At 46.1% G+C, this 21,896-nt stretch carries 20 protein-coding genes, 1 pseudogene and 2 riboswitches; of the genes and pseudogenes, 15 read left to right on the top strand and 6 right to left on the bottom strand.

Going from position 1 to position 21,896, the window contains the following annotated elements; genetic code table 11:
- Position 1: 1 nt before the first annotated feature.
- On the bottom strand, positions 2-673 hold the full coding sequence (locus ACFQ3W_RS19060) for an SOS response-associated peptidase (protein WP_379320886.1): 672 nt from the start codon (positions 671-673) through the stop codon (positions 2-4).
- A gap of 245 nt (positions 674-918) precedes the next feature.
- Positions 919-1,106: riboswitch (cyclic di-AMP (ydaO/yuaA leader) on the top strand.
- 133 nt (positions 1,107-1,239) lie between these two features.
- Between ACFQ3W_RS19060 and ACFQ3W_RS19055 the strand changes: the two genes are divergently transcribed.
- From ACFQ3W_RS19055 to ACFQ3W_RS19020, 8 genes and pseudogenes are all read left to right on the top strand, one after another.
- Complete coding sequence (locus ACFQ3W_RS19055) at positions 1,240-3,066, top strand: APC family permease (RefSeq protein WP_379320885.1); 1,827 nt, start codon at positions 1,240-1,242, stop codon at positions 3,064-3,066.
- 175 nt (positions 3,067-3,241) lie between these two features.
- Positions 3,242-3,403: pseudogene (locus ACFQ3W_RS19050) on the top strand (nitronate monooxygenase); the annotation flags it as partial.
- Positions 3,404-3,834: 431 nt separating this feature from the next.
- On the top strand, positions 3,835-4,344 hold the full coding sequence (locus tag ACFQ3W_RS19045; RefSeq protein ID WP_379320820.1) for a DUF2569 domain-containing protein: 510 nt from the start codon (positions 3,835-3,837) through the stop codon (positions 4,342-4,344).
- A 163-nt stretch (positions 4,345-4,507) separates the two neighbouring features.
- Positions 4,508-5,200, top strand: coding sequence for a response regulator transcription factor (locus ACFQ3W_RS19040; RefSeq protein WP_379320819.1), 693 nt, complete (start codon positions 4,508-4,510; stop codon positions 5,198-5,200).
- Complete coding sequence (locus ACFQ3W_RS19035; RefSeq protein WP_379320818.1) at positions 5,197-6,204, top strand: sensor histidine kinase; 1,008 nt, start codon at positions 5,197-5,199, stop codon at positions 6,202-6,204. The genes ACFQ3W_RS19040 and ACFQ3W_RS19035 overlap by 4 nt, the downstream gene beginning before the upstream one ends.
- Before the next feature lie 98 nt (positions 6,205-6,302).
- On the top strand, positions 6,303-7,058 hold the full coding sequence (locus ACFQ3W_RS19030) for an ABC transporter ATP-binding protein (RefSeq protein ID WP_379320817.1): 756 nt from the start codon (positions 6,303-6,305) through the stop codon (positions 7,056-7,058).
- On the top strand, positions 7,055-8,992 hold the full coding sequence (locus ACFQ3W_RS19025) for an FtsX-like permease family protein (RefSeq protein ID WP_379320816.1): 1,938 nt from the start codon (positions 7,055-7,057) through the stop codon (positions 8,990-8,992). The genes ACFQ3W_RS19030 and ACFQ3W_RS19025 overlap by 4 nt, the downstream gene beginning before the upstream one ends.
- A 256-nt stretch (positions 8,993-9,248) precedes the next feature.
- Positions 9,249-9,407: riboswitch (cyclic di-AMP (ydaO/yuaA leader) on the top strand.
- Positions 9,408-9,533: 126 nt separating this feature from the next.
- A complete protein-coding gene (locus ACFQ3W_RS19020) occupies positions 9,534-11,369 on the top strand; it encodes an APC family permease (RefSeq protein WP_379320884.1) in 1,836 nt (611 codons plus the stop codon).
- Positions 11,370-11,462: 93 nt separating this feature from the next.
- Here the strand turns inward: ACFQ3W_RS19020 and ACFQ3W_RS19015 are convergent, their stop codons facing one another.
- From ACFQ3W_RS19015 to ACFQ3W_RS19005, 3 genes are read right to left on the bottom strand one after another with little or no spacing between them, the layout of a single operon-like run.
- A complete protein-coding gene (locus ACFQ3W_RS19015; protein WP_379320815.1) occupies positions 11,463-12,176 on the bottom strand; it encodes an SDR family oxidoreductase in 714 nt (237 codons plus the stop codon).
- A gap of 27 nt (positions 12,177-12,203) precedes the next feature.
- A complete protein-coding gene (locus ACFQ3W_RS19010; RefSeq protein ID WP_379320814.1) occupies positions 12,204-12,755 on the bottom strand; it encodes an NAD(P)H-dependent oxidoreductase in 552 nt (183 codons plus the stop codon).
- A gap of 35 nt (positions 12,756-12,790) precedes the next feature.
- Positions 12,791-14,017, bottom strand: coding sequence for an MFS transporter (locus tag ACFQ3W_RS19005; RefSeq protein WP_379320883.1), 1,227 nt, complete (start codon positions 14,015-14,017; stop codon positions 12,791-12,793).
- Between the two features lie 173 nt (positions 14,018-14,190).
- Between ACFQ3W_RS19005 and ACFQ3W_RS19000 the strand changes: the two genes are divergently transcribed.
- Both ACFQ3W_RS19000 and yfcE read left to right on the top strand, forming a co-directional pair.
- Positions 14,191-14,529: a winged helix-turn-helix transcriptional regulator gene (locus ACFQ3W_RS19000; RefSeq protein ID WP_379320813.1), complete on the top strand. Its 339-nt coding sequence runs from the start codon at positions 14,191-14,193 to the stop codon at positions 14,527-14,529.
- A 29-nt stretch (positions 14,530-14,558) separates the two neighbouring features.
- On the top strand, positions 14,559-15,104 hold the full coding sequence (gene yfcE / locus ACFQ3W_RS18995; RefSeq protein WP_379320812.1) for a phosphodiesterase: 546 nt from the start codon (positions 14,559-14,561) through the stop codon (positions 15,102-15,104).
- Between the two features lie 12 nt (positions 15,105-15,116).
- Here the strand turns inward: yfcE and ACFQ3W_RS18990 are convergent, their stop codons facing one another.
- Positions 15,117-16,184, bottom strand: a complete 1,068-nt coding sequence (locus ACFQ3W_RS18990; RefSeq protein WP_379320882.1) for a sensor histidine kinase — start codon at positions 16,182-16,184, stop codon at positions 15,117-15,119.
- A gap of 41 nt (positions 16,185-16,225) precedes the next feature.
- Positions 16,226-16,918, bottom strand: coding sequence for a response regulator transcription factor (locus ACFQ3W_RS18985; protein WP_379320811.1), 693 nt, complete (start codon positions 16,916-16,918; stop codon positions 16,226-16,228).
- A 181-nt stretch (positions 16,919-17,099) separates the two neighbouring features.
- On the opposite strand from ACFQ3W_RS18985, the gene ACFQ3W_RS18980 reads away from it, so the two are divergent.
- The 5 genes from ACFQ3W_RS18980 to ACFQ3W_RS18960 all read left to right on the top strand — a co-directional run bounded on the left by ACFQ3W_RS18980 (position 17,100) and on the right by ACFQ3W_RS18960 (position 21,811).
- Positions 17,100-18,533, top strand: a complete 1,434-nt coding sequence (locus ACFQ3W_RS18980; protein ID WP_379320810.1) for a spore germination protein — start codon at positions 17,100-17,102, stop codon at positions 18,531-18,533.
- A gap of 14 nt (positions 18,534-18,547) precedes the next feature.
- Positions 18,548-19,699: a Ger(x)C family spore germination protein gene (locus ACFQ3W_RS18975; protein WP_379320809.1), complete on the top strand. Its 1,152-nt coding sequence runs from the start codon at positions 18,548-18,550 to the stop codon at positions 19,697-19,699.
- Between the two features lie 5 nt (positions 19,700-19,704).
- Positions 19,705-19,914, top strand: coding sequence for a hypothetical protein (locus ACFQ3W_RS18970; protein ID WP_379320808.1), 210 nt, complete (start codon positions 19,705-19,707; stop codon positions 19,912-19,914).
- Positions 19,915-19,940: 26 nt separating this feature from the next.
- The gene (locus ACFQ3W_RS18965) at positions 19,941-21,038 is read left to right on the top strand and encodes a GerAB/ArcD/ProY family transporter (protein ID WP_379320807.1); all 1,098 of its coding nucleotides are present in this window, start codon (positions 19,941-19,943) and stop codon (positions 21,036-21,038) included.
- A 77-nt stretch (positions 21,039-21,115) separates the two neighbouring features.
- Entirely contained in the window at positions 21,116-21,811 is a 696-nt protein-coding gene (locus tag ACFQ3W_RS18960; RefSeq protein ID WP_379320806.1) for an HAD family hydrolase, read from the top strand.
- Positions 21,812-21,896 lie beyond the last annotated feature (85 nt).

The following is a 21,896-nucleotide window of genomic DNA, read 5'->3' as shown; positions in this document are numbered from 1 at the left end:
CTTATTTTATTTCCTCTATTAACTCTCTTGAATCGTTTCTTACATTTCCTACAGCCGATGATACGGGGTAGGCTCTCATTTTCGTAGCATCGTAGGGTTTAAGTAAACTCTTCAAGAAATGAACATCGGTATTATCTCGATTAAGCCACATCGCCTCATCATCTGGGCGAAGAATAGCGGGCATCCGGTTATGAATACCTGCCATCAGCGAATTAGGTTCGGTTGTGATGATTGTGCAGGTGGCTAATTTATTACCATTCGGGTCGCTCCATATGTCGTAGAGTCCGGCAAAGGAAAAAATACTCCCATCTTGCATCATGATCCGATAGGGCTGCTTACGCTCTACTTCCTGTTTCCATTCGTAAAAACCATCGGCTGGGATGATGCAGCGGCGCGATGCGAGCAGTTGACGGAAGGACGGCTTGTCCGCCAACGATTCCGCACGGGCATTGATCATTTTGCTACCCATGCTCTGATCCTTGGCCCACTCTGGTACAAGCCCCCAGCGAAGCTCACCTAACCGCTGGCCCATTTTGCCGGATATAACCGCAAGTACGTTCTGCATCGGAGCCACGTTATATCTTGGTTTATAGTTGATGATTTTTGAATCTTCAATGATGTAACGTAGGATTAATTCATTGATCGGCAGCGTGATCGTAAAGCGTCCGCACATATCAAAATCCCCCTTTTTGGTGATTTGCATATATTTTATACCGTAGATCCTCTCCATTCCAATTTTATTTTTTTCAGAAAATAGCACTAACCATGCAAGAAACCTCGATTCAAGGAGCAATAAGTAAATGTAAACGGTTTATGAGCGCTTAATGAATCATTTTTATCTTCCATCTCACCTACATTGCCTTTACAAACCTTAACCTGGAACGTATGATTTTATTTGCTTCTTGAAAAAATTCATAAAATTCATAATCGCTGAATTTCCGTAAGGAAAACGGGGGAACCGTATATGGAACCGGCCTAGGTTTGGGCTTGGGACTTATTTGGGGTTAATCTTGAAAAGGCGTCTGTAAATGGCACCGTGATCAAGTAGGGCGACTCTTGCCGTCCGCATCCGACAGCTAACCTCGTAAGCGTTGGTCAGGAGTGGGTTTACAACTTGTGAAATTAGGCACAGGGATACCCTGTGTTTTTTTGTGCCTAAATTTGGACTGAAGGCATTAAAATGTTTTGAAATGCTAAAGGGGAAACTAACTAAAAATAAGGATATTGGCGGTGGAATTTGTGTTTTCCTATATAAAAAGATTTCTTATCGGACGACCTTTAAAGTCGACGGAGCTTGGGGAGCAGAAGCTTACTAAAGTTAAAGCATTGGCAATTTTATCTTCGGATGCCCTGTCTTCAGTAGCATATGGACCAGAGCAGATTTTGCTGGTACTGATGACCATTGGCGCAATAGCCTATTGGTACTCAATCCCTATTGCCATCGGAGTATTAATTTTGTTGGCGGCTCTGATTTTGTCTTATCGTCAGATCATTTTTGCCTATCCACATGGCGGGGGAGCTTATGTCGTATCCAAGGAAAACCTTGGGGTACTTCCAGGTTTAATTGCAGGCGGTTCCTTGCTCGTGGACTATATTCTCACGGTAGCTGTAAGTGTATCGGCTGGAACGGACGCCATCACTTCTGCCTTTCCAAGTCTACATCCTTACAATGTCATCATTGCTGTAGCTTTTGTCGTGCTCATCACCACGCTCAATTTGCGAGGGGTTACGGAATCGGCTTCGGTTTTTGCCTTGCCCGTCTATTTGTTCATACTCGCCCTGTTTATTCTAATCGGTGTGGGGGCTTACAACATACTGACCGGACACGTCTCGCCAAGCCTTCATACATCAATCGGCACCCCGGTTGCTGGGATTAGTCTGTTCTTGTTATTGCGTGCCTTTGCATCCGGATGTACCGCTTTGACGGGGGTTGAGGCCATTTCGAATGCCATTCCTAATTTTAAAGAGCCTTCTCCTCGTAACGCAGCGAAAACGCTGATGGCCATGGGTACCATTTTGGCTTTGCTTTTCTCGGGCATAGTAATTCTTGCCTATTACTACGGAGTTGGACATCGTGAAGAAGTGACGGTGCTTTCTCAAATTGCCGAGCAAACTTTCGGACGAAACTTCATGTACTTCTTTATTCAGGGAACGACAGCCTTGATCCTTATTCTTGCCGCCAACACGGGCTATTCTGCTTTCCCGCTGCTCGCGGTTAATCTGGCCAAAGATAAGTTTGTCCCAAGAATGTTCACGGTGCGTGGTGATCGACTCGGATATTCCAATGGAATCATTTTTCTCGGACTTTTTTCGATTATATTGATCATTGTGTTTAAAGGACAGACCGAAATGCTGATACCGTTGTATGCCATTGGGGTGTTCATTCCGTTTACGTTATCCCAGACCGGCATGATGGTCAAATGGATTAAAGAAAAGCCAGAGGGCTGGGTTCACAAGCTCCTGATCAATACGACCGGTGCCTTGATCAGTTTGTTAGTCAGTGTCATGTTCTTCATCACCAAGTTTAGCAGCGTATGGCCGGTTCTCGTGTTCTTACCCATCATTATTTACTTTTTCCACCGAATTCATAAGCATTACGAGGCGATTGCCGAACAGCTGAGAGTATCGAATTCTGTACCAGCTATACCGATTGAGGGGAATGTCATTATCGTTCCTGTTGCGGGTATTACGCATGTGGTGGAAAATTCGCTCAATTATGCGAAGTCATTGTCGCCTCATCAGATTATTGCTGTGCATATTCCTTTTGAAAGAGAAGACGAAGCGATTTTTGAACAAAAGTGGGGGAATTGGCAGCCGGGTATTAGATTGGTGACGCTGTATTCTCCATATCGGAGCATCGTACAGCCACTGCTTAAATTCGTTGATATTGTGCAGAACAAGGCGAATGAATCCAACTACCAGGTTACGGTCATTATTCCTCAGTTTATACCGAAAAAAGGCTGGCACAATATCCTGCATAACCAGTCCAGCCTCTTGATCCGGGCTCACTTGCTCTACCGCAAAAACGTTATTGTGGCAACAGTGCCTTATCATTTAAGTAAATAATAGTCGGGATCCAGACCGCTCAATAAGGCGGCAAAATGTACATGGGAGTCGTGTTCAAACACGGCTCCTTAACATTTTTATCAAGGCGCATGATATAATGAAATACATAACTCAATTTACTATATATTCCATAACGCTGGTATCAACGATTCTTTTTCTTGGGGGAAATGAAGTTATGGCGATTCATCTAAGCACTGAGGTATGTCGAAATTTTAATATTCGGTACCCTATCTTTTTAGCAGGTATGGCCGGCATACCGAATATGCCCTCCCTCGTAGCAGCGGTGTCCAATGCTGGCGGCTTTGGAACCCTAGGAGTTGCTTATATGACGCCTGAATCCGGGATACTGCTTCTAAGCTGAATAATCCGGAGTACATGTCGCTATGGGCGGGACAAGGCACTAGAATGCTAACAGCGAATCAGAAGGCTGAGGATATTATCATGGAAGTAATGCAGCAAGCTAGGGCGATATTGGAGTAAGGTTACGGCGTTTGCTCTAACGAATCCAATAAGCGCTATTTGGAGGAAAAACGGGGTTTTGAAAATCTAACGAACCTGAGACACGCTATTTGACCGTTTTCACGCTATTTGGCTGCAAATTATGTGAAATAGCGTTATCTGAGTTCGTTAGCACCGCCAGAAAAGCATTTTGAGCAAAATAACGCTTATACGGTTCGTTAAACGCCTCTCCGACGCCCCCGCGGACGCCTTGCTGATGCCCCGCAGAAAAGACAGGCCAATTATTTAATAACAAAGGAAGTGTGTTAATTGGAGACGGAAGTCAAGAAAAAGAATATCGATTATCGAACATTGGATGTTTCGGGTTTAGGAGGATGGTTAATCCTCGTGCAGATCAGTCTATACGCGTCGATTCTCTCTTTAATCATTCAGTTGTTTGCATATTTATCGCCTGATTATATTTCAGAAACATGGAATGTATTAACCTCAGAAGAATCGATGTTTTATCATCCATTATGGGGGCCTACGCTTATTTTCGAAGTGGTTTGCAACTCCTTGCTGCTCCTGTTTAGTCTATACATACTGATAATGCTTTACAGAAAGAAATCAGCATTGCCACGTCTCATGATTGTATTATTAAGTGTCAGCTTGCTGGCTGAAATCATAGATACGCTGCTTCTATTTCAAATTCCTCTTGCTAGAGAAGCGGGGAGTGGAACAGCTGCCATGAGGAACCTAGTCAAATCGTTAATTTCATGCGCCATTTGGATTCCTTATTTTTTGAAGTCGGATAGAGTGAAGAGTACATTTATTAAGTGAATCTATAGGGCGAAAATGCAATGTTAGATCCTGGGCTACGGTGCTTCGTGCATTACTAAGTGAGTAACTGTTTATATAGCACATCCACCTATTTTCTTATACACTGGGAAGGTGTACCGCAACAAGCAAATTACCCAATACATAAAGTGTGGTGACTTTTCCCTTGTTTAAAATCATGCTGATCGAAGACGATATGACCTTGTTTGATGAAGTGAAGGTCCGGTTGCTCCAGTGGTCTTATGATGTGTACGGAGTACAGGATTTCAGCAGAGTGCTTCAGGAGTTTACAGAAATTAGGCCAGATTTGGTCGTAATCGATATACAATTGCCCAAATACGACGGCTTTCATTGGTGCAGAATGATTCGCTCCCACTCCAATGTGCCGATTATCTTCCTGTCGTCGCGTGATCACCCGAGTGATATGATCATGTCGATGCAACTAGGAGCGGACGATTTTGTGCAGAAGCCGTTCCACTTTGACGTGCTGATCGCCAAGATTCAGGCAACGCTCCGCCGGGTTTACAATTACAACACGGAGCGGGTGGAGCTTAGAACATGGCGCGAGGCGACCGTCGAGTATGTGAAGAATACCGTTGCGAACGACAGCGGAACGATTGAACTCACAAAAAATGAAATGTTTATCCTGAAAATGCTCATTGAACGGAAAAATCAAATTGTGAGCAGGGAGGAGCTGATGAAGAGTCTGTGGGACAACGAGCACTTCGTCAGCGACAACACTTTGACGGTCAACGTCAACCGGCTCCGTAAAAAGCTGGAAAACATCGGCCTCGGTTCTTATATTGAAACCAAGGTCGGACAAGGCTATATGGCTACGGAAGAGGCTAACGCCATATGATCTACAAATTTTTGAGAGAACGCCTAAGCTGGATTTTGTTCTTTGTAGTTCTTCAGCTCCTGGTTTTGTTTACCGCCTACATCGATAATTCGATTCCGTTCGGTGCACTTTTATATATCGTGTTCTTGTCGACGCTTCTTTTTGCGGCGTTCCTGTTTGTTCGGTACCAAAAGGAAACGAGGTTTTACAAGAGCCTGCTTTCCTGGGACGATACCTATGATCTCGCTTCCATAGCAAGCGCGGGAAGCCCGTTTGAAGAGATTGTGATGGACATGCTGAACACGCAAACGGGAAGGTACAAGCGGGAATCCTCCCTGCATTTGGCCCGGATTGAAGAGGAAAAAGACGACCTGATGTCTTGGATTCACGAGGTGAAGACACCGCTGACGACGATGCAGCTCATGATCGATCGGCTGGGCGATGAAACGCTGAAGTCACAGCTTATGTACGAATGGCTCCGGATTCATTTGCTGCTGGATCAGCAGCTGCATCAAAGGCGGATTCCGTATATTGAAAATGACTTGTTTATCGAGATGACTGAGCTTGAGCCTATCGTGAACAAGGAGATCAAAGCGCTCAGATCCTGGTGTATACACAAAGGCATTGGCTTTGAGGTCAACCTCCCTATCAAAGAGGTGCTCACGGACGCGAAATGGCTCGGTTTCATTCTCAGGCAGCTGCTGACGAACGCCGTAAAATACAGCAGTGCGTCCGATATTATGATCGAAAGCGGCGAAAGGAACGGGCAGGCGTGGCTTAGCGTTCAGGACTTTGGAAGGGGGATTGATCCGAAGGATTTGTCCCGGATTTTTGACAAAGGCTTTACGTCTACGACGCTACATAAGGATTCTGCCGCTACCGGCATGGGTCTCTACTTGACTAAAAAGGTGGCCGATTCCTTGTCCATATGCATTGAGGTGGAATCCAAGCCCAGCGTGGGTACAACCTTCACGTTAATTTTTCCGAAAAGCAATGATTTCGTCCGCATTACGGGAAGCATGTGACAACATTGTCACATGCTTCTTATGTTTGTTCGGCGAATCGAAGGAAAAGGCGCGCCGCCTCGTTTATGATAGGAGCATAACCTAAAGGAGTGAGAAAATTGGCTATACTCGAAGCTAGTCAAATTCATAAAAGCTATGGCAACAAATTCAATAGACAGGAAGTGCTCAAAGGGATCGACCTTCGGGTGGAAAAAGGCGAATTCGTCAGTATTATGGGCGCCTCCGGCTCCGGGAAAACGACGCTGCTGAACGTACTCTCCTCGATCGATAAAGTCAGCTTGGGCAGCATTAAGATCGAAGGCAAAGAATTTACCGGTCTGAAGGAGAAGGAACTCGCTGAATTCCGGAAGCACCATTTAGGCTTTATTTTTCAGGAATATAATCTGCTTGACACGCTGACGGTGAAGGAAAATGTCCTGCTGCCGCTCTCCATCAAAAAGGTTTCCAAGAAAGAAGCCAATCAGAAGTTTCAATTGGTGGCGATGGAGCTGGGTATCTTTGATATCAAAGATAAGTATCCGAATGAGATTTCCGGGGGACAAAAGCAGCGGACATCAGCCGCGCGTGCTTTCATACATGACCCCAGCATCATTTTTGCAGATGAGCCGACGGGGGCGCTGGATTCAAAATCGGCCTCCGATTTGCTGAACAAACTAAGTGAACTGAACCGGAAGATCTCGTCAACGATCATCATGGTAACGCATGATCCGGTGGCCGCCAGCTATTGCAGCAGAGTGGTTTTTATCAAGGACGGACAGATTTTCACGCAGCTCAATAAAGGCGAGGAAACCAGACAAGCCTTCTTTAACGACATCATGAAAACCCAAGGCGTGCTGGGTGGTGTCCAGGAATGAATATTAACTACCTGATCCTTCGCAATTTGAAGAAAAATATTAAAAACTACTACTTATACGTCTTTGCACTGATCTTCAGTGTCGCTTTATACTTTGCTTTTGTTACACTGCAGTATGATCCGGCGATGGATGAGATCAAGGGCTCGGTGAAAGGTGCGGCCGGTATGGCTACCGCTTCCGTACTGCTGGTAGTAATTGTTGCGATCTTCCTGCTGTACGCTAACAATATTTTTATTAAGCGGCGCAGTAAGGAAATCGGACTGTTTCAATTGATCGGCTTGACCAAAGGTAAGATTTTTCGGATTTTAAGCAGCGAAAATCTAATATTGTACTTTGGTTCGATGCTGGTCGGCATCTTCGTTGGTTTTTCCTGCTCACGGTTGCTTCTGATGATTCTGTTTAAAGTGATGGACGTGGATGCCCAGGCCTCTTTAAACTTTTCAACACGAGCTTTGCTTCAGACTGTGATCGTTTTTGCGGCGGTTTACTTGCTTATTATGCTGATGAACTACACGTTTATCAAGAGACAGACGATCCTGTCCCTATTCCGGGTGACCTCATCGACTGAGAATAAAATCCGGAAGATGCCTGTCGTCGAAATTGTTATGGGTCTGTTCGGGATCGTTCTCATCCTGTTCGGCTATTATTTGTCCACCAAGCTGTTCGGGGGGCAATTTGTAAAGACCGAGGAGCTTTTTCTCGTGATGTCTATGATTCTAGGGTCGGTTATTCTCGGAACCTATCTGTTCTATAAAGGCTCAGTCAGCTTGATTTTTAATGCGATTCGCAAAAGCAAAGGCGGTTATTTGTCGCTGAACGAGGTGCTTTCGCTGTCATCGATCATGTTTCGGATGAAATCGAACGCTCTGCTGTTAACGATCATTACCACCGTATCGGCGCTGGCGATCGGCTTGCTTTCCTTAAGCTACATTGCTTATTATTCGGTAGACAAGTCGGCCAAGGAAATTGTGCCGAATCATTTCTCGCTGCTTGAAGATGAGGATATCACGAAATTTACCAAGGCCCTTCAGAAGAAAAACATTGTGTATAAACAGACGCGCAGAGACGTCATCATGGTGAAAGCCGATTTTTCTCATATCGCCGATGTAGACAAAATTGGAAAAAGCAAGGGAATCATGACTATGCCGGTCGTTAGCGAGAAATCGGTTGAGGGTGTAGACGTGTCGCCGGATGAGACCAAATTTACCGGATATAGCGATGCGGTGAAGATGCTCAAGTCTCTGAAAAGCACGGGGGAAGTGGAGCTTAAGGGTAAGCATGAGTCCATAGAGCAACGTTTGATCGGTTTAAGCAAGGATCCCGTGGTCTCCTCGTATTTTTCAGGCGGACTGCTGACGGCGATTGTCGATGAGAAGGTATTCGAACAGTTGGCCAAAGATAAGGATCCGGATATCCAACAGAATTCTCATTCTTATGTCGGGATAGATATTGTGGACTCAAACATGCTTGAACATGCTAACCAAATATATAAAGACATGAATTTTGAGCAGAAGGGAGGATATACTTCCCAATCGGACATTATTTCCGGTCAGAAGCAGATGATGGGCATGATTATGTTTGTCGTCGGTTTCCTCGGGTTGACCTTTCTCATTACCTCAGGGTGTATATTGTATTTCAAACAAATGGACGAAGGGGAGGAGGAAAAGCCAAGCTATACGATCCTTCGGAAGCTCGGCTTTACACAGGGCAACTTAATCCGCGGCGTGCAATTTAAGCAGGTGTTCAACTTCGGCATTCCCCTCGTTGTTGGTCTCTCCCATAGTTACTTTGCCGTCAAATCGGGCTGGTTCCTATTCGGATCGGAGCTTTGGGCCCCTATGTTTATCGTTATGCTGGTGTATACGGCCTTGTATTCGATTTTCGGGTTGTTATCTGTCTTGTTCTACAAACGTGTTATTAAAGAATCGCTATAATATATAACTTTAGTTCTTCAGATCTCGGGCTGTTCGGTGCCATGCAAAATGACATTGGACAGCCTTTCTTTTTTTGGCACAAGGTAAAAGTCTCCTTATAAACGATAAGGCCAGTAAATATGAGGTAACAAAAGATCGTTGTCGTTGTAAGCGCTTCGTTTACATGAAACGACGGAACTGCGTGGATTATTACCTATTTTTCAACCTTTACTCCGGTTTTCGTCAAGAGTATTATTCATGAAGTGAATTAAATATCAACCCTTTATCGCTGAATTCTGTAACCAGAAACGGGGAAACCAGGAAGGCCAAGCCGACCGCTTGCCTTCAGGGGTGAATCGCTTTGCACACCAAAGCGTAGGGCTGCTTTCGTGCCCGAATCCGTCAGCTAACCTCGTAAGCGTCCGAAAGAAGGAATTAACGTTACCGTCTCTTGATTAAGAGAAGGCCGCGGGAAGTTCCCACTTTCCTGCGGCCTTTTTTGTAATTTTTTTCAGAAAGTTTCCTACATTTAAGAAAGAGAAGGCAAGGTGTACTACCTATGATGAATTCCATAAAACGCTGGTTGATCGGTTCTCCGCTTCGTACGAAACAGCTGACCCAGGAGCGATTGCCGAAGTGGAAAGCACTAGCTATTTTCTCATCGGATGCGCTTTCCTCTGTGGCTTATGCAACGGAAGAAATTTTGCTGGTGCTCGCTTTGATAGGTGTATCTGCACTTACGTATTCCGTACCGATCGGCCTTTGCATTCTATTGCTGCTGTTAGTTGTCACGTTATCATATCGTCAGATTGTTCATTCGTTTCCATCCGGCGGGGGAGCGTATGTCGTTGCTAAAGAGCATTTGAATACGCCTTCGAGCCTTGTTTCCGGCGCAGCGCTGATGATCGACTATGTTCTGACGGTAGCCGTTAGTATCAGCTCCGGGGTTGCGGCATTGGTAGCCGCATTTCCTTCACTGATCCATTGGAAGGTAGAAATCGCTGTTGTTCTAACGCTTATATTAATGGTACTTAATTTACGCGGCATTCGCGAATCGGCCACCGTATTTGCTTATCCAACTTATTTATTTATATTTTCTGTTCTGCTCGTTCTCGTCGTCGGAGGCTTTCAAGTTTTGCATGAGGGTTGGCAGGGGTATCACACGGCATCGATCTCTTCAGCCCAATCAGGTTCAACCCATATAGGCACTTTCGCGATGATCCTGCTTGTTCTTCGTGCTTTTGCTTCAGGGTGCTCTGCTTTAACCGGCGTAGAAGCGATTAGCAACGGAGTTCCGTCTTTTCGCTCACCCTCAACTCGCAATGCCGGGATCACGATGATTTGGATGGCTGTCATTTTGGGCACGATGTTTATGGGAATTACGCTGCTGACGTTTGCGTTTGGCATTGCTCCGATGGAGCACCAGACGATTCTGTCTCAGCTAACGGAACATGTAATGGGCCGCGGGCCGATTTATTATTTGGTTCAGATCGCTACAACGCTCATCTTGTTTTTGGCTGCGAATACGAGTTTTGCCGGCTTTCCGCAGCTCACCTCGATTATCGCACAAGACAAGTTTTTGCCGCGGTCGCTTGCACTTCGGGGAGCACGGCTCGTTTTTTCGAACGGGATATTCCTGCTTAGTACGATGGCCGTTCTGGTCATTGTGATCTATCAAGCTAATACCCATGATATGATTCCACTGTATGCGGTAGGCGTATTCCTCTCCTTTACCATTGCCCAATTTGGTATGGTACGGGCTTTTCTCAAGAAAGAAATTCCTAGCACGAAGTGGACGGTAATCGTTACTGGTATTGGAACACTGGTGACCGGAGCCGTATTGGTCATTACGGTTATCGCTAAGTTTACTGAGGGCGCCTGGATGGTTACCTTGGCCATTCCGCTGCTGGTATTGCTGTTTTATGCAATCCATCGTCATTACAGTGCGATTGCCAAACAGCTTCAGGTCGATTATAGTGTGCAGCCTTTAGCCATGCATACCAAAGTCATTATTCCAATTTCGGGAATCAGCAAGGTGGTTGCTCAATCGGTATCCTATGCGAGAGGTATTTCGGATGATGTAGTAGCCATATCTGTAAACAGCGATGACAAACAGGCTGCTTTACTGAGAGAAAAGTGGGAGAAATGGAACCCCAGCGTCCCGCTCGTTATTCTTCGATCGCCTTACCGGACCGTATTGTGGCCGCTGATGAAATATATCGACAACATCGATAAGAAAGAACCAGGCGGCATGATTACAATCCTAATCCCGCAATTTATCGTAAAAAGATGGTGGCATGCGCTGCTTCACAATCAGACCGCTGTCGTCATCCGTACAATGCTGCTGTTCCGGAAAGATATCGTGATTTCGACGATCCCGTTCCATTTGAATAAATAGAAAAAAAGCGCAAGTCGCAAGGGTTCAAACCCTTAGACTTGCGCTTTTTTGCCTGCGTTCTTTGTTGATCATGTTGATTTCCAGGAAAGAAGATTAGGTGAGAATATGTCCGCCTTCCACATGAAGGGCCGTTCCGGTGACAAAGCCGTTTTGAAGCAAATAGATGACGGCTTGAGCGACATCCTGGGCCTTTCCGACCCGCTTGACGGGAAGCTTGGCTGCCACTTCCTGATAGAAATGATTGCGAGCGTCTTCTGGCATTTTACTGCGGGACGGGGTGTCGATGATGCCTGGTGAGACAACATTCACCCGAATGGGGGCGAGCTCTAAAGCCAAAGTTCGGCCCAGATTGGTAACGGCGGCGTTGGCCGCACCAAGCGCGGAAGAGCCTATCATGTTTTTGAAGGCAACCACGCCAGAGAAAAGAGTGATGGATCCATTTTTTCTGAGGTTTGGAGCCCCGTATTTTGCAGCATAATATTGTCCCCAAAACTTGTTTTCGAACAACTGGCGGGCTTGGGCAGAGTCCATCTGAAGAAATGCTCCTCCGGATGTCTCCGCGGCACTGACGACTAGATGGTCAAACTCTCCAATTTGTTGAAAAAAGGACTGTACTTGCCGTTCATCTGTAGTATCCAGCTGATAAGCTACTGCTTGGTCTCCTAGAGTTTCCTTGGCCCGGTTCAATTTGTCCTCCGAACGGCTTGCGATGACGACATTCCCTCCGAGCTCGATCACTTGTTTGGCTGTTTCCAGACCAATGCCGGAACTTCCGCCGATAATCACTACTTTTTGTTGGGTTAACATGTTATTTCCTCCTAAGATTATAATGAATTAATCATTTACTACTTCTTCTAAATGCGCGATCAATGCGGATGTAAAAGTATCTATCTGCGGATTCTTCACAACATCGTAGCAAGCAAAGCTTTTCACAGGCTGCAAGCCGATAAACTCCTGCGCACGGTGTAAATGACGAATCGCTTCTTCCAGGTCAGCGCCCCTAAAAAATTGAGCTCTATCATTAAATGCCTTTTCGGGAGCATTCCAGGTCACGGAAAACATATACTTCTTCCCGGTTAATAAACCGCCTTTTCCATATTGGTCCGAGCCTTTGAAAAACAAGCCGTAGGCGTATACCTGATCCATATATGTCTTGAGCAATCCGGGAACACTGAACCAGTATATGGGGGTTTGATAAATGACCATATCGGCCCAGATGAACTTTTGCTGCTCTTCTGCAACGTTGTATCCCTGTTGGAGTATCGATGTCTTCACCTGGTTCTTCTCACTTAAGAAACCTACCATGGTATCCATCAAGGTTTGGTTTAATCTTCCTTCCGATGAATCGTATTTCTGATGACCGTTGATAATCAGTATGTTTTTCATGGTTAAAGCCTCCTATAGAATTTCACTATGGTTCTCTATGATTTTGCAGACAAACCTTTTAATCGTTCAGTGGGTGAACTATGAGACGAAGCTTCTCTCCGATCCAAGTTCCAACTCATTAAAGTTACTAAAAGACCCAGGCTGGTTATGATGGCAGCTACCCATGGCAATGCTTCGAGGCCTAAACCGCTCTCAATGACCCATCCTCCTAGGTAAGCTCCTCCGGCATTAGCCAGATTAAAAGAACTGATATTTAAGGCGGAGGCCATATTCGGGGAGCCTTCTGCTTTAGCCAGAACCCGCATTTGGAAGGCGGGAACAATGGTGAAGGAAGCAAAACCCCATACGAATACGGTAATGACGGCAGCGATTTTGTAAGAGCTGGTTACAGTAAACAGGGCCAATACGGCAGCCAAGAAGACCAGCATTCCAGTGAGGGACGGCATTAGCTTCCAGTCGGCCAGTCTACCTCCAATCGTATTTCCAATCGTCATTCCGATACCGAAGACAAGCAGGATCGGCGTGACGGACTCCTCGCTAAACCCGGTAAGCTCTGTCAATATGGGCGTAATATAGGTAAAGGCTGTGAACACACCGCCAAATCCCAAGATGGTCATCATTAGAGCCAGCAGGACCTGCTTATTTCTGAGCACTTGAATTTCTTGTCTGAACTTCGAGGATGCCTGCTCCAAGCCTGCAGGAATAAGCACGGCAATTCCGGCAAGGGAGAGGATCCCAAGCGCTGAAACAACGAGAAATGTAGCACGCCAACCCCATATCTGCCCGATAAAAGTACCTAATGGGACACCGAGTATATTCGCTAGCGTTAACCCGGCAAACATCATGGCAATCGCACTAGCCTGTTTCTCCTTTGAAACAAGCTTCGTTGCTACAATGGAACCGACACCGAAGAAAGTTCCATGTGCAAAGGAAGCTAGAATTCTGGCAACCATCAGCACGGAGTAATTAGGGGCAAGCGCTGCAAGCACATTACCTGCGACGAAGATAAGCATCAAACCGAAGAGCAGCCATTTTCGCTCAAGACGCCCTGTGCAGGCCGTAATCACCGGACCTCCGATGGCGACCCCCAGCGCATAACCGGTAACGAGTAATCCCGATGTGCTTAAGCTGACATGCAAATCATGAGCAACATCGGGAAGGATTCCCATGATGACAAACTCCGTAGTTCCGATTGCGAATGCGCTGATTAAGAGAGCAAGGATCGCTAAGGGCAGCTTTTTTTGTGAGCTTCCTGTGGAAATTTTATTCACCTCCTCATCAGGTAACTGGAAAAATTAAGGTTGCATTGATATTATAGATATAGTAAATTCATTTTGGGAAGTAGTGATATTTAAACCATATAGTTTCCGAAAGTATACTAATGTGCTGTGATAATGAATAATCCTTTTAAAAAAAATGAGTGGGGGATGCTTCCATGTACAAAACTGAACCGATTGAGCTGACTAAAGGAGCACCAGGAGAGCCTTGTCCCATCGCCAAAACGCTTGAGGTCATTGGTACCAAATGGACCTTCTTAATCATTCGAGATTTATTGATTGATGGAACGTTAAGGTTCAGCGACCTTCTGAGATCGATGGACGGGATTAGTCCGAAGACACTCTCGCTGCGCCTTAAGGAATTGGAGGAGCATGGGATCGTGGAGAGAACGGTATATCCCGAAGTTCCGCCGCGTGTGGAATATACGTTAACGGAAAAAGGGCATCGGCTTGAGGGTATTTTTAAGGAATTAAAGAGATTTGGGTTAAGTTTATAGAGTAAATTAATGAAAGGGAGTCTACACCAATGAAAATCATGTTTATATCGGACATTCATGGGTCTGCTTTCTGGTTAAATCAGGCCTTGAACAAGGCTGGGGAGGAGCAGCCAGACCAAATTGTGCTGCTGGGGGACTTCATGTATCACGGCCCGCGGAATCCACTTCCGGAACAATACGATCCGAAGCAGGTAGCAGAAGTGCTTAATCGGCATAAGCATAAAATCATCGCCGTTCGCGGAAATTGCGATGCTGAGGTGGATCAAATGCTGCTGGAGTTTCCGATGATGGCCGATTACGCCATGCTCTTCCTTGAAGGCCGTCGTATCTATGCGACCCACGGACATCTGCACAGCATGGAAAACCTACCGCCGCTGATGGAGAATGACGTGTTTATCCAGGGCCATACACATATCCCTGTAGCCGAACGAAAGAGTGGGGTATTTGTATTGAATCCAGGCTCGATTTCCCTCCCCAAGGAGAATAACCCCCATTCATATGGAATCCTGACGAAGGAACAGTTTATCGTTAAGGATTTTGAAGGGGGGACAGTGAAACAAATTCATTTGGTTTAAAAATTATAAAGATCAATCGAGCGCAGGAAATGAAGTTTCAAAATCGGTTTGCTTCCGCGTGCTTTTCGCGCTGATGGTACCGTGGTGCAGCTCAGTGATACTTTTTGCAATGGCAAGACCTAGGCCGGTTCCGCCCGTTTCCCGAGATCTTGATTTATCGACCCGGTAAAAACGCTGGAACAGGTGAGGAATATCTTCAGGCGGTATCGGCGGGCCATAATTGGTGCAGACCGCTATGATTTGATCGTCCTTTCTAGAGACGGTGATGTCTAATATTTTGCCCTCTTTGCCATATCTTACGGCGTTTGTGAACAGGTTCTCATACAGTCGTACCAGTCCGTCCACATCGCCCATCATGACTAGTGGGCCTGCACCTAGATGAACCCGATAGGTCATCCCAGCTCGCTCCAATATGGGTACAAACTCCTCGGCGAGTTGGCCGAGCAGCTTGCCCAAGTCGACGGGCTCAAGCTGCAGAGGCAGCCCGCTATCGGACACCCGGGTAAATTCAAAAAGGTCATCGATGAGCTTCTTTAGGGTTAGCGCTTTGTCATAGGCGATCCCAACATAATAACGCAGTTCAATCTCGTTATCGTAGCGATCGTCCTCAATATACTCCAAGAAGCCAAGCACCGAGGTGAGCGGGGTTCGCAAATCGTGGGATACTCCGGTAATGAGGTCGTTTTTTGCCTGGGCAGCCTCCCGCTCTTCATTGATCGCTTGTTGAAGTTTGGTGGCCATTGTGTTCATGCTCTCAGCGAGCATTGCCAGTTCATCGGTGCCGGAAATCGGCAGCTTGTACGACAAATCACCTTTAGCCAGCGTTTGAACGCCAGTGGAAAGTGTTCGCATGTAGTTCATCGTATTGCGGGATAGGGCCAGAAAAAAGAAGATGAACAGTGGTAGCCCCACAACAATCATGATCGGTTTGGAGCCGATATTCTTTATCACCCACCAAATGAGCTTCACACCCCAAAAAGAGCGGGATGGATTCAGCCAAATCAGCAAGGCAGTTCCGTAATAACCCAATATTAAAATAAGTGCGGTTACGCCAAGGCTAGCCAGACTGAACCAGACCATTTTCCAAGGCAGCGTACTGTATCGTTTGAAGTTAAGCAAGGCTAACCCCTCTTTTCAATTTTGTAGCCGACGCCCCAGACTGTGGTCAAATAGATAGGTTTTCGCGGATTGGCTTCGATTTTTTCTCTGATTTTACGGATATGTACCATCAAGGTGTTATTCCCCTCGAAAAAAGACTCTTTCCAAATTTTGCAATAAATTTGTTCCATACTCAGCACCTGCCCGGCATTTCGAGCGAGAAGCTCAAGTATGGCAAATTCCCTGGGCGTTAACTTCACCTGGTGTCCATCCACACTTACTTCATGGGTGGAGCTGTTGATCAGCAGGCCGTCGATCACGATCTCATCTTGACTTTTGGGCATGTAGTTCCGGATTCTGCGAAGCTGTGATTTTATCCGGGCTAAAAGCTCTAAAGGACTGAATGGCTTTGTGACATAATCGTCTGCTCCAACGCTGAGACCATTAATTTTATCCAATTCCTGCCCTTTGGCCGATAGCATAATAATCGGAAACTTTTGGGTTTCCCGGATTTTAATGCAGGCCTCCAGCCCGTCCATTCTAGGCATCATAATATCAAGCACCATAAGGTCGATCGGTTCTTTTGTTACTATTTCAAGAGCTTCCATACCGTCACGAGCTGTTAACAGGCGGTACCCTTCATTTTTCAAATATATTTGCATCAGCTTGATGATTTCTTCCTCATCATCTACCAGCAGAAGAGTTGCATTATCCATTCCATTTCATCCTTTCACGCCTATCAATATTAGAAGTATACAATAAATGAGCTTTAATTACCGCGTAGTTTGGCACGTAAGTTTATCCGCACAAAAGATGGAAAAAATAACATAGACAACATAGTAACGCGAGGTGGATCAGTTGACCGGAGAAAATCTTAAACCTTCACTCCAAGACAATATGAACATGATTAAGCGGATTTTTGCTGGAGATGAAAGCTTGAAAATTAGACCATTTCATGATCCTGATACAAATTTAGTCTCCGGGTGCTTTATTTATATCAAAGGTATGGTTAACAATATCATGCTTAACAGCAACATTATTCGACCGGTTCTGAACTACAACTCGTCCCATGAAGGGGAACAACTGTCCCCACAAATTATTATGGATCACATCCTCGATGTCGGTGATGTCGAATTGGCGGAGGATATGGATAGCATTCTGGGCTCACTCATTTATGGATATACGCTGCTGCTTATAGACGGCTACAAGGAAGTTCTTGTTATCGGTACGGTTGGTTGGGAGAACAGGGGAGTTAATGAGCCTAATTCGGAGAGAAATGTTACTGGACCGAGAGAAGGTTTTTCCGAGTCGCTGGTGATCAATTTGTCTCTAGTTCGAAGAAGAATTAAAAGTCCTGATTTAAAGCTCAAATTTATGCAAGTTGGGGAGAAGACGAACACCAAGGTTTGCATCTGCTACATCGAAGGCGTGGCCTCCGATAAAATTTTAAAAGAGCTGATGCATCGAATCGAGAAAATCAAGGCTGACGATATACTGGACTCGGGATATATTCTGGAAATGGTTAAAGATTCGCCGCTGTCTCCATTTGAAACGATCGGTAATACGGAACGGCCGGATACGGTGGCCGGCAAGCTGCTGGAGGGTAGAATTGCGGTTATGGTCGATGGGAGTCCTTTTGTGCTTACCGTGCCCTTTCTGTTTGTCGAGTATTTTCAGGTTAGCGAGGATTATTTCAATAACTATGTATTTTCATCCATTAACCGGATTCTACGATTTATCAGTGCATTTCTGGCAATTAGCATTCCTGCAATCTATGTCTCGCTTGTCGCCTATCACCAGGAAATGATACCGACCCCGCTCCTGCTTAGCATTTCGGCAGCAAGACAATCCGTTCCCCTTCCAACGGTAGTCGAAGCCTTCTTCATGCTGTTCGTATTTGAAATTTTAAGGGAAGCCGGAACAAGAATGCCGGCTCCGATCGGTCAGGCCGTCAGTATTGTCGGCGCGCTCGTGCTGGGACAAGCGGCTGTGGATGCCAGGGTAGTCAGTGCGCCCATGATCATTGTCGTAGGGTTTACGGGCATTACCGCTTTGTTAAGCATTAAGCTTCAAGGAGCTTCGATTTTCGTTCGGTTTATCTTGTTAATATTGGCTTCGGTTATGGGGCTTTACGGTTATGTGTTCGGTATACTCGGACTCGTAATTCATTTGATGACGATGAAGAGCTTTGGCGTCTCCTACATGCTCACAGTTGGTTCATTTAAGGAACATGACATCAAGGATACCGTGGTCCGTATGCCTTGGTGGCAAATTAAGCTTCGGGCACCGGTTTCCTCGGTGAAGCAGCATATCAGAAAAGTATTAAAGTAAGCGAGGCGATGGGAATGAGTAAAATGAAGTATGTCCATATTGCTATCCTAATCGCTGTAGTAACATGCTCTATTACTGGCTGCTGGAACTATCGAGAAATCGAAAAAATGCTGGTTGGTGTGGGAGTGGCCATCGACAAAACCGAAGATGGCAAGATTCAGCTTACGGCTGAGGTTGTAGATATTTCACAAGGTAAGGAAATGCAGATCGGGGCCCAATTGATCACCGTTACCGGAGATACGATGTTTGATGTTGTCAGAAGAATGATTACGAAATTCGGCATGAAGCTGTATTGGAGCCATGCCAAGGCGGTCATTATGAGTCAGGAGGTCGCCAGGGAAGGAGCGGCGAAAATTATCGACTGGTATATGAGAGATGCAGAGACACGGTCTGACATTCATATTTTGGTTTCCGGCGAGAAAACCGCCAGGGAAGTGCTGGCTATAAATGAAAAGGGGGAGGAGCCGATTTCTTTCAAGCTGGAGGAAATGCTGAAAAATCTAAGCAGCGTCTCTACCTCTCCTGTGATCCAGATATGGGACTTCATCGATGCTGTGAATACGCCCGGGAAAACGGGGTTCGTCCCCCTCGTTTATTTGAAGCAGGGCAGTCAAGGAAAGCAGGTCGCATCCATTGAAGGAGGGGCGGTGTTCAAAGAGGACAAAATGATCGGCATTCTCGGAGGTAAAGAAACGAAAAACGTTTTGTTTGTCAGAAATGAGATTCAAGGCGGGATTCTCACCTTGGGCAGCTATGAGCGCCCACCCGGGATTTCATTGGAAATATTCAAAAGTAAGACAGAAATAAAGCCAGTCATCGTTGACGGGGAACTGGAGGTCCAGGTTTCCATACGGACGGTGACGGCGATCGACGAAGTGCAGAACGATCAAGATTTTTATTTGAAAGAAGGTTACACCCGGTTGGAAAGGGAGGCGGCAGAAAAGCTCCAAAATGAGGTGCTCTCCACCATTCACATGGTACAGAAGCAGTATGGCTCTGATATATTCGGAATCGGCCTCGCTATTCACAGGAAGATGCCTAAAGAGTGGAAGAAGCTGGAGCCTGATTGGGAGTATCACTTTAAAAACTTGAAAGCGACGGTTCAGGCCCAGGTAGAGATCAGAAACACGGCTATGACCTCGAAACCGATTAAGCTTAAGGATTGAGTTCAATGACCCCATTTGTTGTTTTGGCTTATGTCGTCGTTATTTTGATCGATCAGGTGCAGGTGTATAAAGATGGATACAAGAAGGATTTCTGGGTCAGCTCCGTGATGTGCCTCATTTCCTTCGCGATTGCTTTGATGATCAGTTTGGACATTAAAATACCTAGCCCGGCTGAACCGATTGAGCACTGGATTCTGTCCATATTAGGACGATAGATTGGAGAAAGGAGAGAGCGCATGTTGTGAAAGAGACGATTACTCACGGAGAAGCCCGCTGCATCATGATTTTGTTTATCATGGGAAGCACATTAATTTTAGGATCGGCGGGACAAGCGCAAACGGACAAATGGATCTCCATATTACTCGCCCTTTGCGCGGCAGCGCCAATTGTCATGATATACGGAAGACTGCTTGATCTTTACCCCGGGAACGACTTGTTCGACATCTTCGAAATCGTATTCGGCAAGTGGCTTGGCAAGCTGTTCGTCATCTTGTACGTTTGGTATGCCCTGCATCTGGGGGCGCTGGTACTCCGCAATTACGGGGAGTTCATGAATTCCGTAGCAATGCCGGAAACTCCTATGATGGTGCCGATGCTTTTTGCAGGCTTACTTAGCATAGCGGCTGTAAAGGCGGGGATTGAAACGATGGGCAGGAGCTCGCGGCTGCTTTTGAACTTCTGCCTTCTGGTAATTATGTTGGTAGCTCTGCTTTCGATGGGAAGACTTCATTTTGGAAATATGCTCCCGATCTTGGGTAAAGGCTGGGGCAGAGTGATGGAGGGGGCTTTTTCCACATTTTCGTTTCCGTTTGCGGAGACCGTATTGCTGACTTGTATCCTCTCCTCAGTGAAAGGGAAAAAATCGAGGGCTTCCGTTTTTTTTTACGCTTTACTGTTTGGCGGGGGCATCGTTCTGTTCATTGCGTTCCGTAATATTTTCATGCTTGGAGAAGTAGCTTTAGCGAGCAATTATTTCCCCTCGTATATCGCGGTGAGCCGGATAAATGTAGGGGATTTCATTCAAAGGATTGAAGGAACGGTTGCGATCGTGTTTGTTATATCTGTTTTTGTAAAAATGAGCGTATGTTTGCTTGCCGCAAGCAAGGGGTTAAGTAAATTGTTTGGATTGAACAGCTATAGGTCGGTGGCGATGCAAAGTGGTTTGCTGCTCATCTACCTGGCTTATTTCATTTACGATAACATCATGGAGATGGAGTACTGGGCAACCTACATTTATATGTATTACGCCTTTCCGTTTCAAGTGGCGATTCCCGTCGTGCTGTACATTTTCGCCGAAGTCAAAGTACGGAGAGCAAGTCGGCTTAAACGTGCAGAATAACCGGCCGTCTGGTTTACAAGGGATATCGTTTTGACATATCATGGGGCTATCAATACAGACAAGGAAGGAATGTGGGGATGGAGAGATTGAAAGTACGCCTGAACAAACCGGAAGCGATGATTTTTGATATGGATGGCACCTTGTTTAAGACGGAGACGCTGCTGCTTCCGGTGTTTCATCAGCTGTTTGATCGGCTTAGGGAAGAAAAGCTTTATGAGGGAGAAACGCCTTCCGAGGAATTGATGCTGAGCTGCCTAGGTATGCTGCTGGAGGATATTTGGAGAAAGGTGATCCCAAACCATGGCGAAGCCGTACATCGCCGGGCCGATGAACTGCTCTTGGAACTGGAGCTGGACGGATTGAAGCGACTTGATACTGAGTTGTATCCTCGCGTGGCGGAAACGCTGGAGCAGCTTAATCGTAGGGGGGTTAGGTTGTTCGTGGCCAGTAACGGTCTGGAGCATTATGTAAAAGGAGTTGCCGATGCGCATGGCGTTCTGCCGTTCTTTGAAGGTCTATACAGTGCTGGTGAATATAAAACGGCAACAAAGGTGGATTTAGTGAAGCTGCTGATGGACAATCACCAGATAGGCAGTGCTTGGATGGTCGGTGACCGATCCTCTGACGTGGAGGCCGGCAAGAAGAATGGACAGACAGTTATCGGCTGTGCATACGCTGGGTTTGGACAAGGGCAGGAGCTCGCCGGGGCCGATGTGTTGATCCGTTCCTTTGAAGAGCTTATTGCTCTATATGAAGAAGCCGAGGAAGCTTGACGGTATTGGCTATGGAAACGGTGCTGCGGCTCCGGTCGCGGTATCGGATGAGGGTTATAGTAAGGAATCATAAAATATAGCGCGA

It is taken from the genome of Paenibacillus puldeungensis (assembly GCF_042678945.1).
GTDB lineage: Bacteria > Bacillota > Bacilli > Paenibacillales > Paenibacillaceae > Fontibacillus > Fontibacillus puldeungensis.
Note: the sequence above shows the minus strand (reverse complement) of the source record. Positions and strands in the feature narration are given on the sequence as shown.

Bases quoted from the DNA above. Each gene is read 5' to 3' on its own strand.
- ACFQ3W_RS19000 (WP_379320813.1), top strand. From the start codon at position 14,191: ATGTACAAAACTGAACCGATTGAGCTGACTAAAGGAGCACCAGGAGAG.
- ACFQ3W_RS19025 (WP_379320816.1), top strand. From the start codon at position 7,055: ATGAATATTAACTACCTGATCCTTCGCAATTTGAAGAAAAATATTAAA.
- ACFQ3W_RS19010 (WP_379320814.1), bottom strand. From the start codon at position 12,755: ATGAAAAACATACTGATTATCAACGGTCATCAGAAATACGATTCATCG.
- ACFQ3W_RS18985 (WP_379320811.1), bottom strand. From the start codon at position 16,918: ATGGATAATGCAACTCTTCTGCTGGTAGATGATGAGGAAGAAATCATC.
- ACFQ3W_RS18990 (WP_379320882.1), bottom strand. From the start codon at position 16,184: ATGGTCTGGTTCAGTCTGGCTAGCCTTGGCGTAACCGCACTTATTTTA.
- ACFQ3W_RS18960 (WP_379320806.1), top strand. From the start codon at position 21,116: ATGGAGAGATTGAAAGTACGCCTGAACAAACCGGAAGCGATGATTTTT.
- ACFQ3W_RS18980 (WP_379320810.1), top strand. From the start codon at position 17,100: ATGAACATGATTAAGCGGATTTTTGCTGGAGATGAAAGCTTGAAAATT.
- ACFQ3W_RS18970 (WP_379320808.1), top strand. From the start codon at position 19,705: ATGACCCCATTTGTTGTTTTGGCTTATGTCGTCGTTATTTTGATCGAT.
- ACFQ3W_RS19015 (WP_379320815.1), bottom strand. From the start codon at position 12,176: ATGTTAACCCAACAAAAAGTAGTGATTATCGGCGGAAGTTCCGGCATT.
- ACFQ3W_RS18975 (WP_379320809.1), top strand. From the start codon at position 18,548: ATGAGTAAAATGAAGTATGTCCATATTGCTATCCTAATCGCTGTAGTA.
- ACFQ3W_RS19020 (WP_379320884.1), top strand. From the start codon at position 9,534: ATGAATTCCATAAAACGCTGGTTGATCGGTTCTCCGCTTCGTACGAAA.
- yfcE (WP_379320812.1), top strand. From the start codon at position 14,559: ATGAAAATCATGTTTATATCGGACATTCATGGGTCTGCTTTCTGGTTA.
- ACFQ3W_RS19035 (WP_379320818.1), top strand. From the start codon at position 5,197: ATGATCTACAAATTTTTGAGAGAACGCCTAAGCTGGATTTTGTTCTTT.
- ACFQ3W_RS19060 (WP_379320886.1), bottom strand. From the start codon at position 673: ATGTGCGGACGCTTTACGATCACGCTGCCGATCAATGAATTAATCCTA.